Origin of the sequence: Kitasatospora sp. NPDC127067 (assembly GCF_042724755.1) — a bacterium.
GTDB lineage: Bacteria > Actinomycetota > Actinomycetes > Streptomycetales > Streptomycetaceae > Kitasatospora > Kitasatospora lactacystinica.
Window position 1 is genome coordinate 1 of the sequence record NZ_JBHXEM010000186.1, and the last position, 13,046, is coordinate 13,046.

Below are 13,046 nucleotides of genomic sequence, written 5' to 3' on the forward strand. Positions count from 1 at the left end.
GGGGCGGCCGGGCGGCGGACGGCGGCGGGAGCGGCGGCCCCGGCGGGAGCGGGGGCGGGCAGGCCGGGCCCGGAGTCGGTGACCTCGATCCGCAGCCGGTCGCCGCAGATCGAGGCGGTGACCTGGAAGCCGTCGTCGGGCCGCCCGGTGGCGCCGTGCTCGACGGCGTTGGCGCAGGCCTCGGTGAGGGCGACGCCGAGGTCGTCCGCGATCTGCGGGTCGACGCCCGCGGTCGCCATCGCACCGAGCAGGATGCGCCGGGCCAGCGGGACGCTGGCCGGGTCGCGCTTGAGGTGCAGAGTCCACCAGATGTCCACGGGAGGTCCCTCCTGGCTGCGGCTCCACATACAACTAGGTATCTCCGGGCGATTCGCGGGTGAACCGTGCCCGGGGGCCGCTACCGCCCGTTCGGCGGATGGACCGGGGGACGGGGTCTGTGCCGGGCGACACGTACGCCCCCTCGCACGCCGCCGCCGAAAGGGGCATTCGTAGGGATTTCCCACCCTGCCCGTGTCGGCGGCGTACGCAATGAGAGGATGGCCCGGCCATGACTGCCCTCGCCGCCGCCCCGCTCCCGGGCGCCCCCGGACCGGCTCAGCCGGTGGGGTCCGCCGCCTGGGACCTGCGGCTTGCCCGGGCGGTCCCGTTCGCGCTGGTCTGCACCCTGATAGCGGCCGCCGGGCACGCCCTGGCGGGGGGCGGGAACGTGCCGCCGACCGCGTTGGCGCTGGGTTTCGCCGCGGTGCTGGCGTTCGCGGCGGTCTGCGGCGGGCGGGAGCGTTCGCTGGCGGGCATCGCCGGGGCGCTGGGTGCCGGGCAGCTCGGGCTGCACTGTCTCTTCCACGGCTTCAACGGCTTCAACGGCTCCATGCCGGGCATGCACCACGGCGGCCCCGGGCCGCTGACCGTGCCGCAGGTGGCCGGTCGGCTGATCTGCAACGAGGCGCGCCCCGGCACGCTGCTCGGCCTGTCCGGCGGCCCGTCCGCGGAGCAGCTGGTCTCCTCCGCGGGCCTGGATCCGCACGCGTTCGCCGCCGCGCCCTGGTGGCAGGCCGGTGTCCTCGGCATGACGCCGTCGATGCTGGCCGGGCACCTGGGTGCCGCGCTGGTCGCGGGCTGGTGGCTGCGGCGCGGCGAGGCGGCGCTGTGGCGGCTGCTGCGGGTGGCCGCCACGGCGGCCCGGGAGCACTGGGCGGCGCCGTTGCGCACGGCGTTCGCGCTGGTGGCCGCGCTGCTGCGCGGTCTGTTCGGCGTGGCGGGCCCGGCCCGCCGGTTCGGTGCCCGGGGCGGGGAGAGCCTGTTCCCGACGGGTGCGGTGCTGCGGCACAGCGTGGTGCGGCGCGGTCCGCCGTGCGGGGCCCTCGCGTACTGACCGGCGTCTCCCGGCGGCCCTGCGGCCGCGTCGGGTGCCGGTGTGCGCACCGTCCGGCCGTTCCCCCGACCACCGGGGCGGCCCGAGGCTCTGCCCCCACCTCCCCACGCGCGGCCCCCGCGGTACGGATCGTGTCCGTCGCCCGGTACCGGCTGCCGCCGAGCTCCGATCGGAGACCCGCATCATGCGTTCCCTTCCCACCCGTCGTCTCGCCGCCGTCGCCCTCACCGCCGCCGCCTCCGTGGTGGCGCTGGCCGGCCCCGCCTTCGCGCACGTCACCGTGAACCCGGGCGCGGCCGCCCAGGGCGGCTACACGGCCGTCGACTTCCGGGTGCCGAACGAGAGCGACACCGCGGGCACGGTGAAGCTGGAGGTCAACCTCCCGCTGGACCACCCGCTGGCCTCGGTCCGGACCCTGCCGCTGCCGGGCTGGACCGCCGCGGTCGAGAAGGCCAAGCTCGACAAGCCGATCAAGGTGCACGGCAACGACGTCACCGAGGCCGTCTCCAAGATCACCTGGACCGCCGACGCCGGCACCAAGATCGCCCCCGGCCAGTTCCAGGAGTTCCGGGTCTCGCTCGGCCCGCTGCCGACCGACACCGACAGCCTGGTCTTCAAGACCCTCCAGACCTACGACAACGGCGACATCGCCCGCTGGATCGACGAGTCCAAGGAAGGCCAGCCCGAGCCGGCCAAGCCCGCCCCCGTCCTGAAGCTCACCAAGGCCGCCGAGGGCGACGGCCACGGCGTCACCGCGTCCCCGGCCGCGGGCGCCCACGGGGACAGCTCCGACCACGCCGCCTCCACCGGCGACGCCAAGTCCAGCGACTCCACCGCCCGCACCCTGGGCGTGGTCGGCATCGTGGTCGGTGTGATCGGCACCGCCGTCGGCGTGCTCGGCCTGCGCCGCAAGAACGGCGGCTCCGCCTCCTGACCCCCGCGCCGGCGGCGCCGCACCCGCAGGACGGGTGCGGCCCCGCCGGCGGCCCACCGCGCACGATCGGAACTCGCATGCCCCGCACCACCCGCACCACCCGCCTGGCCGGCGCGGCCGCCCTGGCGCTGGCCGCCGCCCTGACCCTGTCCGCCTGCGGCTCCTCCGGCGGCGACTCCACCGTCGCCAAGGTCACCCGGCAGAAGGAGGACACCCCGTACCAAGGCACCAAGCTCGCCAAGAACTTCGAGAAGCCGGACCTCCAGCTGACCGACACCTCCGGCCGGCCCTTCGACCTGCGGCAGCAGACCAACGGCAAGGCCACCCTGCTGTTCTTCGGCTACACCAGCTGCCCGGACGTGTGCCCGACCACCATGGGCGACATCGGCGTCGCGATGAAGGCGCTCCCCGAGGCGGACCGGCAGAAGGTCAACGTCGTCTTCGTCTCCACCGACCCGCAGCGCGACACCCCCCAGGTGCTGCGCACCTGGCTGGACTCGATGGGCAGCGACTTCATAGGCCTCACCGGGGACCTGGCCAAGGTGAAGACCGCGGCCAAGTCGCTCGGCATCATGATCGAGGACCCGGTGGTCAACGGGGACGGCACGGTCACCTCCACCCACGGCGCGCAGGTGCTGGCCTTCCTCCCCTCGGACGACAAGGCGCACGTGCTCTACATGAGCGGCACCGAGGAGAAGACCTACGAGCACGACCTGCCGCTGCTCGCCAAGGGGGTCGCGGCGTGACCTCGGTGCAGACCGGAACCGGCCGCTTCCGCCGCACCGCCCTGCTCGGTGCCGTCGTCGCGACGGCCCTGGGCGGCGGCGCCATCCTGGCCGCCTGCGGGACGGGCGGCGGCACGGGCGGGCAGGACGGTGCCGCCGGGGGCCCGGCCAGGCTCAGCGTCGCCGACTCCTACATCCCGCTGCCCCCGGCCGGCGGCATGGCGGCCGGCTACCTGACCGTCCGCAACGACGGCGGGCAGGACGAGCTGCTCAAGGTGACCAGCCCGGCCGCCGGGTCGGTCACCATGCACCGCTCGACCGCGTCGACCATGGAGCAGGTGGACAGTCTCGACGTCCCCGCGCACGGCACCCTGCAGCTCGCCCGGGGCGGCAACCACCTCATGATCATGGGATGGCAGAAGACCCCGGCCCTCGGCGACGAGCTGGAGCTCGACCTCACCTTCGCCAAGTCCGGCACCATCTCCGTCAAGGTTCCGGTCAAGGAGCTCACCTACCGGCCCAGCCAGAGTTAAGGGGACCGCCACCATGCAGTCGGCCGGCCTGGAGAAGGCCACCCACCGCCGGATCGCCGGGGTGCTCGGAGTGCTCGGCGCGCTGCTCGCGCTGATGCTCGCGGGCGCCGGTCCGGCCTCCGCGCACGCCACCCTGGATTCCACCGACCCGCGGCAGAACTCGGTCGTCGCCACCGCCCCGCAGGCGGTGACGCTGACGTTCAGCGAGTCCGTCTCGCTCTCCGGCGACTCCGTCCGGGTGCTCGACCCGGCCGGCCAGGCCGTGGACACCGGCAACCCGGCGCACGCCGACGGCAAGGGCAACACCGCCCGGGTCGGGCTGCGCGGCGGGCTCGCCAACGGCACGTACACGGTGGCCTGGCGGGCGGTCTCGGACGACTCGCACCCGGTCGGCGGGGCGTTCACCTTCTCCATCGGCGCGCCCTCGGACACCTCGGTGTCGGCGACCGCGCTGCAGGGCGCGGAGGCCGACGGCCTGGTCGCCTTCCTGTACGGGACCGGGCGCACCGTCGCGTACACCGCGTTCGCGCTGCTGGTCGGCGTCGCCGCCTTCGTCCTGATCTGCTGGCCGGCCGGCACCGCCCGGCGCCGGGTGCAGCGGCTGCTGATGACCGGCTGGACGGCGCTGCTGGTCTCCACCGTCGCCGTGCTGATGCTGCGCGGCCCGTACGAGCGCGGCTCGGGGGTCGGGCAGGCCTTCGACCTGTCGCTGATGCGCGCCACGCTGGACGAGCGGATCGGCACCGCGCTGGCCGCCCGGCTGCTGCTGCTCGCGGCGGGCGGGGTGTTCCTGTCGCTGCTGGTAGGGCAGCTGGGGCAGCCGCCGCGGCCGGTCGTCCCGAAGCCGCGGGACGAGGACGGCTCCGAGGGCTCCGACGGCTCCGCCGGCTCCGCCGGTCTCGCGGTGTCCGAGGAGGACGCCGAGGCCGCCGAGCTGCGCGAGCTGGAGCGGCGGGCCGCCGAACGGCCGCAGCGCGAGGTCCGGCTCGGGCTCGGCGTGGCCGGGCTGGTGCTGGCGGTCGCCCTCTCGGCGACCTGGGTCGGCGCCGACCACGCCTCGGTGGGCATCCAGGTCTGGCTGGCGCTGCCGCTCGGCATCCTGCACCTGCTCGCCATGGCGCTCTGGCTGGGCGGGCTGGCCGCGCTGCTGGTCGCGCTGCGCGAGGGCGTCGGCGCCGAGGTGGTGGACCGCTTCTCCAGGATCGCCTTCGGCTCGGTGGCCGTACTGGCCGTCACCGGGATCTACCAGTCCTGGCGGGGCCTGGGCAGCTGGGGCGCGCTGACCGGCACCGAGTACGGGCGGCTGCTGCTGGTGAAGAGCGGCTGCGTGGTCGCGATGCTCGGCGTCGCCTGGATCTCCCGCTCCTGGCTGGCCCGGCTGCGCTCGGCCCCGGCCGAGTCGGTGGAGGTCGCACCGGCCGAACTGCCGGAACCGGTCGCCGTGGCGACGCACAGCGAGGACCCGGTCCGGCAGGCGCAGCTGGAACGCCAGCGGGCCGCCCTGCGGAGCGCCGGACGCGACCGGGGGCTGACCCCGACCCGGGCCGGGCTGCGCCGCTCGGTGCTGGTCGAGGCGCTGGTCGCGGTGGCGGTGCTGGTGGTCACCACGATGCTCACCAACTCCCCGCCCGGACGGGTCGCGGGCGAGCTCAAGGCCGGGGCGGCCGCCGCTCCGGCGGCCGGCGGGGCCCCGGTGGCGCCGCAGACCGAGCCGGGCCGCACCGTCGAGCTCAAGCTCCCGTACGACACCAAGGGCCGGACGCCGAACGCCAAGGGCACCGCGACCGTCACCCTCAACCCCGCCCGGACCGGGCCGAACGAGGTGACGCTCGCGCTCGCGGGCGCGGACGGGCAGCCGGTGGACGTCCCCGAGGTGGAGCTCGCCTTCACCCTGCCGGACCGCGACCTCGGCCCGCTGCCGGTCGCGCTCACCCCGGAGGGCACCGGCCGCTGGATCGGCACCGCACAGCTCCCGCTGGCGGGCAACTGGGTGGTGTCGGTGCAGATCCGCTCCTCCGACATCGACCAGACCACCCCGACCCAGCAGTTCAGGATCGGGTGAGCGGGATGACGGACACCTCCACGGGGCACGTTGCGGCGGAGCCCGGCCCGACGGACCACGGGTCGGGTCCGGCGGGGCCCGCGGGCTTCACCCGGCGGGCGCTGCTCGGCACCGCCGGGGCCGGACTGCTGGCCGGCGCCGGCGCGGGCGTCGCCGGGGCCGTCGCCCTGGACGGCCGGCCGGGCGGGACGGCGGACGCGGCGGGCCCGTCCGGCGGGACGCTGGGCTCCGCCCGGGTGCCGTTCCGCGGCGAGCACCAGGCCGGGATCACCGACCCGGCGCAGGCCAGGGTCCAGCTCGCCGCCTTCGACCTGGCCGTGGGCGTCGGCCGGGACGGGCTGCGCACCCTGCTGCAGCGCTGGACGAAGGCCGCCGAGCGGCTGACCGCAGGGGAGCCGGCCGAGGAGTTCGACGACCAGGTCGCGCTGGACGCCGGGCCCTGCTCGCTCACCGTCACGGTCGGCTTCGGCGCCGCCCTGTTCGACAAGGCCGGGCTGGCCGACCGCCGCCCGCCCGGGCTCGAACCGCTGCCCGCCTTCCCCGGCGACGCGCTCGACCCGGCCCGCGGCGACGGCGACCTGTTCGTCCAGATCGGCGCGGACGACGCCCTGGTCGCCGTGCACGCCCTGCGGGTGCTGCAGCGGCTCGCGGCCGGGACGGCGGCGCTGCGCTGGCAGTCGGCCGGCTTCGCCCGCACCCCCGGCGCCGCCGCGCGGCCGGTGACCGGACGCAATCTGATGGGCCAGATCGACGGCACCAACAACCCCCGTCCGGACGAGGAGGGCTTCGCCGCCACGGTGTTCTGCGCCGCCGGCGGCGACCAGCCGGGCTGGCTGGCCGGCGGCTCGTACCTGGTGTTCCGGCGGATCCGGATGCTGCTGGACCACTGGGAGGCGCTTCCGGTGGACCGGCAGGAGCGGGTGATCGGTCGGCGCAAGTCGGACGGCGCCCCGCTCGGCGCACCCGCCGGGGCCGGCGAGCGGTCCCCGGTCGACCTCGCCGCGCAGGGCCCGGACGGCAGCCTGGCGATCCCCGCCGACGCGCACATCCGGGTCGCCGCCCCGGCGGCCAACGGCGGGGCGGCGATGCTGCGCCGCGGCTTCTCGTACCACGACGGGCTGCTGCCGGACGGCTCCCCGGACGCCGGGCTGCTCTTCCTCGCCTTCCAGGCCGACCCGCGCAAGGGCTTCACCCCGGTGCAGCGCAAGCTCTCCCGGGGCGACGGCCTCTCCCGCTTCCTGCGGCACGAGGCCGGCGGTCTGTACGCGCTGCCACCGGGCCCGCCGCCCGGCGGCTACCTCGGACAGCAGTTGTTGGAGGGGTAGTTCCCCCGGATTCACCGGGACGCACCGCCGCGGTTCCGGTCGGTGGAACGCTTTCCTGCCGGGGCCGCGGAGTCGTTAGGGTGACTGCTTCGGCACACTCCGCCCGCGCAGCACCGAGATTCCCACGGAGGCATCATGTCGGCCACCCGCTACACCTACCTCGGACCGGCCGGCACGTTCACCGAGGCGGCCCTGCACACCCTGCCCGAGGCGGCGACCCGGGAGCTGGTGCCGCTGTCCTCGGTGGCGCTGGCACTGGACGCGGTGCGCGGCGGGGAGGCGTCCGGGGCGTTCGTCCCGATCGAGAACTCGGTGGAGGGCGCGGTCACCGCGACCAACGACGAACTCGCCTCCGGCGCACCGCTGATGATCTACCGTGAGGTGCTGCTGCCGATCACCTTCGCGCTGCTGGTGCGACCGGGCACCGAGCTGTCCGGGATCAAGACGGTGACCAGCCACCCGGTGGCCCAGCCGCAGGTGCGGCGCTGGCTGGCGGCCAACCTGCCGGAGGCGAAGTGGGAGTCGGCCGCCTCCAACGCGGACGGCGCCCGGCTGGTCTCCGAGGGCCACTACGACGGCGCGTTCGCCGGGGAGTTCGCGGCGCCGATCTACGGGCTGGAGCCGCTGGTCAAGGAGATCGCGGACGCCAAGAGCGCGGCCACCCGGTTCGTGCTGGTCGGCCGGCCGGGCCGGGTCTCCTCGCCGACCGGCGCGGACAAGACCTCGATGGTGGTCTGGCTGCCGGACGACCACCCGGGTGCGCTGCTGGAGCTGCTCCAGGAGTTCGCGGTGCGCGGGGTCAACCTGATGCGGATCGAGTCCCGCCCGACCGGCGAGGGCATGGGCAGCTACTGCTTCCTGATCGACTGCGAGGGCCACTTGTCCGAGCGCCGGGTCGGCGAGGCGATGATGGGGCTCAAGCGGATCTGCCCGCAGGTGCGGTACCTGGGCTCCTATCCGCGCGCCGACCGGCAGGAGTCCACCCACCGGCGGCCGGGGACCTCGGACGAGGATTTCTCCTCGGCGGCGGACTGGCTCTCCCGCGCCCTCGACGGCCGCGGGAACATCTGAGGCCCGCGGGGCATCGGCGACCTCCGCAGCCGTCCGGACACCCTGATTGCATCTTTTGTCTTTCCGACCTTTTCCGACTGTTTCGGATCGGGTCGACCGGGCGGGGCGGACGGCCCCGTCCGTCGTCCACAGGCGGCCCGGGGCCGGGGGCCGCTGTCCACAGGGCTCCCCGCTGTCCACAGCCCCGAGTTATCCACAGGCCGGGGGAGAGTCGACAAACCGGTATAGCCATTGCCCAGAACTGGTCGGACCATCGGTTTGCGTCGCAGAGATGACCAATCGGACCAGAGTCACCCGGTTGCCAGCAAATCACCCGTCCGAGTGCTTCAATTCCCTCACTCGGGAAGGTTGATTGAGGTTTGAAACCTCAATTCCCTGGTTCGTTCACACGGAGGGCCATCCTCCCCCTGGATCCACAGGCCAGGGGTCGGGCCTGTGGATAACCCGGTGGCGGAGCGTTCCCCACAGAAGTTATCCACAGGATCGGGCGAGTTATCCCCAGGGGAAATGCCGTACTGGTGGAGGAACGGTCGCCCGGTACGCTTGGGCCTGTGATTGACCTTCGCCTGCTCCGTGAGGACCCTGACCGAGTGCGCGCCTCGCAGCGCGTCCGTGGCGAGGACGTCGACCTGGTCGACGCCCTCCTCTCCGCCGACGAACGGCGCCGGTCCTCGGGCAGCCGCTTCGACGAACTGCGCAGCGAGCAGCGGGTGCTCGGCAAGCAGGTCGCCCAGGCCAAGGGCGACGAGAAGGCCGCCCTGCTGCAGCGCACCAAGGACCTGGCCGCCGAGGTCAAGGCCGCCGACGCCGAACAGGGCGCGGCCAAGGAGGAGGCCGACCGCCTGCTCCGCTCGCTGGCGAACCTCATCGACCCGGCGGCCCCGGTCGGCGGCGAGGAGGACTTCGTCACCCTCGAGGAGATCGGCACCCCGCGCGACTTCGCCGCCGAGGGCTTCGAGCCCCGCGACCACGTCGAGCTCGGCCAGATCCTCGGCGCGATCGACACCGAGCGCGGCGCCAAGGTCGCCGGTGCCCGCTCCTACTACCTGACCGGCGTCGGCGCGCTGCTGGAGCTCGCCCTGGTCAACATGGCGATCGCCCAGGCCACCGCGGCCGGCTTCACCCCGATGATCACCCCGGCCCTGGTCCGCCCGGCCGCCATGGACGGCACCGGCTTCCTCGGCCAGGCCGCCGAGAACGTGTACCACCTCGCCGAGGACGACCGGTACCTGGTCGGCACCAGCGAGGTCCCGCTCGCCGCGTACCACATGGACGAGATCCTCGACGCCGACAAGCTGCCGCTGCGCTACGCCGGCTACTCGTCCTGCTTCCGCCGCGAGGCCGGCACCTACGGCAAGGACACCCGCGGCATCATCCGCGTCCACCAGTTCGAGAAGGTGGAGATGTTCGTCTTCACCACGCCCGAGGACGCGGAGAACGAGCACCGCCGCCTGCTCCAGTGGGAGAAGGACTTCCTCAACGCGCTGGAGCTGCCGTACCGGGTGATCGACGTCGCCTCCGGCGACCTCGGCGCCTCGGCCGCGCGCAAGTTCGACATCGAGGCGTGGATCCCCACCCAGGGCAAGTACCGCGAGGTCACCTCGACCTCCAACACCACCGAGTACCAGGCCCGCCGGCTGGCGATCCGGATGCGCGAGGAGGGCAAGACCCGCCCGCTCGCCACCCTGAACGGCACCCTGGTCGCCGTCCCGCGCACCATCGTGGCGATCCTGGAGAACCACCAGCAGGCCGACGGCTCGGTCGTCCTGCCCGAGGCGCTGCGGCCGTACCTCGGCGGGCGGACCGTCCTCGAACCGGTCAAGTAACCCGGCCAGCACCACCCAGCACCACCCGCAACTCCCGGGAGACGTAAGGCCCATGAGCACCATCAGCCCCAGCCTCGCCTCCCCCGGCGGTGGCGGCCTGCCCTACCGGCTGGTCGCCACCGACCTCGACGGGACCCTGCTCACCAGCGGGGAGACCGTCTCCGAGCGCACCCGCGCCGCCCTGGCCGCGGCCACCGGCGCGGGCGCGCTGCACATCATCGTCACCGGGCGCTCGGCGGTCTGGGCCCGCCCGGTCTTCGACGAGATCGGCTACACCGGGATAGCGGTCTGCGGACAGGGCGCCCAGGTGTACGACGCCGGCGCGCACAAGCTGCTCACCTCGCTCACCCTGGACCGGCGGCTCGCCGCGCTCGCGATCGAGAAGATCGAGACCGAGACCGGCCCGCTGGCCATCGCCGCCAACCAGGACGGCCTCGACGGCCAGGTGCTGGCCGGCCCCGGCTACGAGCTGCTGATCGGCTCCGACCTGCCGGTCGTCCGGGTCGATCGCGGCGGACTGTTCGACGCCCCGCTCAGCAAGCTCTACATCCAGCACCACGCCCTCACCGACGACGCCCTCGCCGAAGCCGCCCGGCGCGCCGCCGGCGACCTGGTCGGCGTGGTGATGGCCGGCGCCGGCGTCGTCGAACTGCTCCCGCTCGGCCTGTCCAAGGCCACCGGACTGGCCGTCGCCGCCCGCCGCCTGGGCGTCCGCGCCGCCGACACCATCGCCTTCGGCGACATGCCCAACGACGTCCCGATGTTCGGCTGGGCCGCCCACGGCGTCGCCATGGCCAACGCCCACGAGGAACTCCTCGCCGTCGCGGACGCCGTCACCACCAGCAACGACGAGGACGGCGTCGCCGCGGTCCTGGAGCGCCTCTACCCGCAGCGCTGACACCTCCGGCGGGGAGGCGCCCGGCCACCGGGCATCGGGCACCCGCCGCGATCTCCTGCCCCGCGCACAGGTCCCCGCGCCCCTGGTGGGGTGCGGGGATCCGTGTCCGGGGGTACATCCAGGGTTCATGGGCTGGTCAGGGGTGGGTTGTAGGATGACCGGGCAAGCGGTTGTAGGATGACCGACGACCGGTGATGACGTGTGCGGTGGAAAGGGAGGTCCGGCATGAGCGGCGGTTTGCAGGCGGCCGGGCGGCGCTCCCTGGTGGACACCGCGATCGAGCAGTTGCGGGCGCAGCTGGCGGGTGGGGCGTGGCCGGTGGGCTCGCGGATTCCCACCGAGCACGAGCTGGCCGAGCAGCTGGCCGTCGGCCGGAACACCGTGCGGGAGGCCATCCGGGTGCTGGTGCACGCCGGGATGCTGGTCTCCCGGCAGGGCGAGGGGACGTTCGTCCGCTCCACCAGCGACCCGGCGTCCGTCCTGCGCGGCGTCCAGCGCTCGGGCATCCGGGACGTCCTGGAGGTCCGCGCGGCGCTGGAGACCGAGGGCGCCCGGCTGGCCGCGCTGCGGCACACCCCCGAGGACATCCGGCGGATGCGCGCCGCGCTGGCCCGTGAGGCCGAGGTGTTCGCGGCGCACCCCGAGCGGGCGAGCCGCGAGGCCACCGTCGAGCACGACCTGGAGTTCCACACCGCCGTCGTCGAGGCCGCGCACAACCCCGCGCTGGCCGAGGTGTACCGCTACTTCGGCGCCTCCGTACGCGAGGCGATGACCTCCGCCTTCGGCGACCACGACATGCCCGAGGCGGTCGTCGCGACCCACGAGGCGCTGGTCGACGCGATCGAGAGCGGTGACCCGGACCGGGCCGAGGCGGCGTGTCGTGCGCTGCTCGCCGGCCCGACCGCGGCCGTCGAGCAGCTGCTCGCGGCCATCGCGGCGCGGAAGTAGGACGGCGCGAGCCTCCCTTCCGCCGTCCGCATCCACGCACCTTCACGAAAGAACAGCACATCCATGGCCGTCACCCGTGCCCAGCAGCCGGTTGTCACCACGTCCGCCCCGCTCCCCCTCCGCGCCCGGGCGGCTCATCCGCTCCTGCTGCTGACCGGCATCCTGCTGGTCGCGCTGAACATGCGCGCCTGCCTGGCGGCGGTCTCCCCGATGGTCGGCGAGATCCAGCGGACCTTCGGCCTGTCCGCCACCGCGAGCGGGCTGATCACCACCGTCCCGGTGCTGTTCCAGGGCGTCGGCGCCCCGCTCACGCCCCGGCTGACCCGCCGCTTCGGCGCCGAGCGGGTGGTGCTCGGCGCGGTGCTGGTGCTCGGCGCGGGCGTGCTGCTGCGGGTGCTGCCCTCGGTGGCGGCCCTGTACGCGGGCTGCGTGGTGATCGGCGTGGCCATCGCGGTGCTGAACGTGTCGATGCCGGGCCTGGTGAAGCGCGAGTTCCCGGACCGCGCGGCCACCATGACCGGCGTCTATTCGACCACCATGCTGGTCGGCGCCACCCTCGCGGCCGGCACCTCCGTCCCGCTGGAGCACGCGCTGGGCGGCGGCTGGCGGGCCTCGCTGGGCGCCTGGTCGCTGCTCGCGCTGATCGCGGCGGTCGCCTGGCTGCCGCAGGTGCTGCGCTCGCGTCAGGAGCGGCGGGGGGCGGTGGCCGCGGCCGCCGCGCCGGCCAAGCCGATCGAGGGCATCTGGAAGTCCCCGCTGGCCTGGCAGATCAGCCTCTTCATGGGCATCTCGTCGCTGCTGGTGTACACCCTGGTCGCCTGGATGCCGACCATCCTGGCCGACCACGGCATGGACCGCGGCCAGGCCGGTCTGGTCTTCGCCTTCTCCAACCTGGTGCAGGTGGCGGGCGCCTTCCTGGTGCCACTGCTGGCCGGCCGGATGACCAGCCAGCGCGGGCTGGCGCTGACCATGGTCGCCCTGAACGGGCTGGGCATCGCGATGCTGCTGGTCGCGCCGGTCTCCGCCGCGTGGGTGTCGGCGACCATCCTGGGCGTGGCCCAGGGCGGTTCGCTGGGCCTGGGCCTGGCGTTCATCGTGCTGCGCACCCGCACCGCGGCCGGTGCCGCCCAGCTGGGCGGGATGTCGCAGGCGATCGGCTATCTGGTCGCGGCGGCGGGCCCGGTCGGCGCGGGTGCGCTGCGCCAGCTGACCGGCGGCTGGGAGACCCCGCTGGTGCTGATGCTGGTGCTGGTCCTGGTGGTCGGCGCGGCCGGCTGGGGCGCGGGCCGCAACCGCACCCTCTGAGCCGCTGGCCGGCGAGAACGCGGCAGTGGGCCCCGGACACCCTCAGG

12 protein-coding genes are annotated in these 13,046 nt (G+C 74.4%); 11 read left to right on the plus strand and 1 reads right to left on the minus strand.

Going from position 1 to position 13,046, the window contains the following annotated elements; genetic code table 11:
* On the minus strand, positions 1-317 hold a 317-nt coding region (locus ACFWJ4_RS38540; RefSeq protein WP_380553294.1), incomplete at its 3' end, for an ATP-binding protein.
* Positions 318-547: 230 nt separating this feature from the next.
* On the opposite strand from ACFWJ4_RS38540, the gene ACFWJ4_RS38545 reads away from it, so the two are divergent.
* From ACFWJ4_RS38545 to ACFWJ4_RS38595, 11 genes are all read left to right on the plus strand, one after another.
* Positions 548-1,372, plus strand: a complete 825-nt coding sequence (locus ACFWJ4_RS38545) for a hypothetical protein (RefSeq protein ID WP_359898027.1) — start codon at positions 548-550, stop codon at positions 1,370-1,372.
* Between the two features lie 184 nt (positions 1,373-1,556).
* Positions 1,557-2,306, plus strand: a complete 750-nt coding sequence (locus tag ACFWJ4_RS38550) for a YcnI family protein (RefSeq protein ID WP_380553297.1) — start codon at positions 1,557-1,559, stop codon at positions 2,304-2,306.
* 77 nt (positions 2,307-2,383) lie between these two features.
* Entirely contained in the window at positions 2,384-3,052 is a 669-nt protein-coding gene (locus tag ACFWJ4_RS38555) for an SCO family protein (RefSeq protein ID WP_359898031.1), read from the plus strand.
* Positions 3,049-3,564: a copper chaperone PCu(A)C gene (locus ACFWJ4_RS38560; RefSeq protein WP_359898035.1), complete on the plus strand. Its 516-nt coding sequence runs from the start codon at positions 3,049-3,051 to the stop codon at positions 3,562-3,564. The genes ACFWJ4_RS38555 and ACFWJ4_RS38560 overlap by 4 nt, the downstream gene beginning before the upstream one ends.
* Before the next feature lie 13 nt (positions 3,565-3,577).
* Positions 3,578-5,626, plus strand: coding sequence for a FixH family protein (locus tag ACFWJ4_RS38565; RefSeq protein WP_380553300.1), 2,049 nt, complete (start codon positions 3,578-3,580; stop codon positions 5,624-5,626).
* Positions 5,627-5,631: 5 nt separating this feature from the next.
* Positions 5,632-6,951, plus strand: coding sequence for an iron uptake transporter deferrochelatase/peroxidase subunit (gene efeB, locus ACFWJ4_RS38570; RefSeq protein WP_380553303.1), 1,320 nt, complete (start codon positions 5,632-5,634; stop codon positions 6,949-6,951).
* 135 nt (positions 6,952-7,086) lie between these two features.
* A complete protein-coding gene (pheA, locus tag ACFWJ4_RS38575; RefSeq protein ID WP_380553306.1) occupies positions 7,087-8,022 on the plus strand; it encodes a prephenate dehydratase in 936 nt (311 codons plus the stop codon).
* A 551-nt stretch (positions 8,023-8,573) separates the two neighbouring features.
* Positions 8,574-9,848: a serine--tRNA ligase gene (gene serS / locus ACFWJ4_RS38580; RefSeq protein ID WP_380553309.1), complete on the plus strand. Its 1,275-nt coding sequence runs from the start codon at positions 8,574-8,576 to the stop codon at positions 9,846-9,848.
* Positions 9,849-9,900: 52 nt separating this feature from the next.
* On the plus strand, positions 9,901-10,746 hold the full coding sequence (locus ACFWJ4_RS38585) for an HAD family hydrolase (RefSeq protein WP_380553312.1): 846 nt from the start codon (positions 9,901-9,903) through the stop codon (positions 10,744-10,746).
* A gap of 225 nt (positions 10,747-10,971) precedes the next feature.
* The gene (locus ACFWJ4_RS38590) at positions 10,972-11,694 is read left to right on the plus strand and encodes a FadR/GntR family transcriptional regulator (RefSeq protein ID WP_359898045.1); all 723 of its coding nucleotides are present in this window, start codon (positions 10,972-10,974) and stop codon (positions 11,692-11,694) included.
* Between the two features lie 63 nt (positions 11,695-11,757).
* Complete coding sequence (locus tag ACFWJ4_RS38595; protein WP_380553314.1) at positions 11,758-12,999, plus strand: CynX/NimT family MFS transporter; 1,242 nt, start codon at positions 11,758-11,760, stop codon at positions 12,997-12,999.
* Positions 13,000-13,046: the final 47 nt, after the last annotated feature.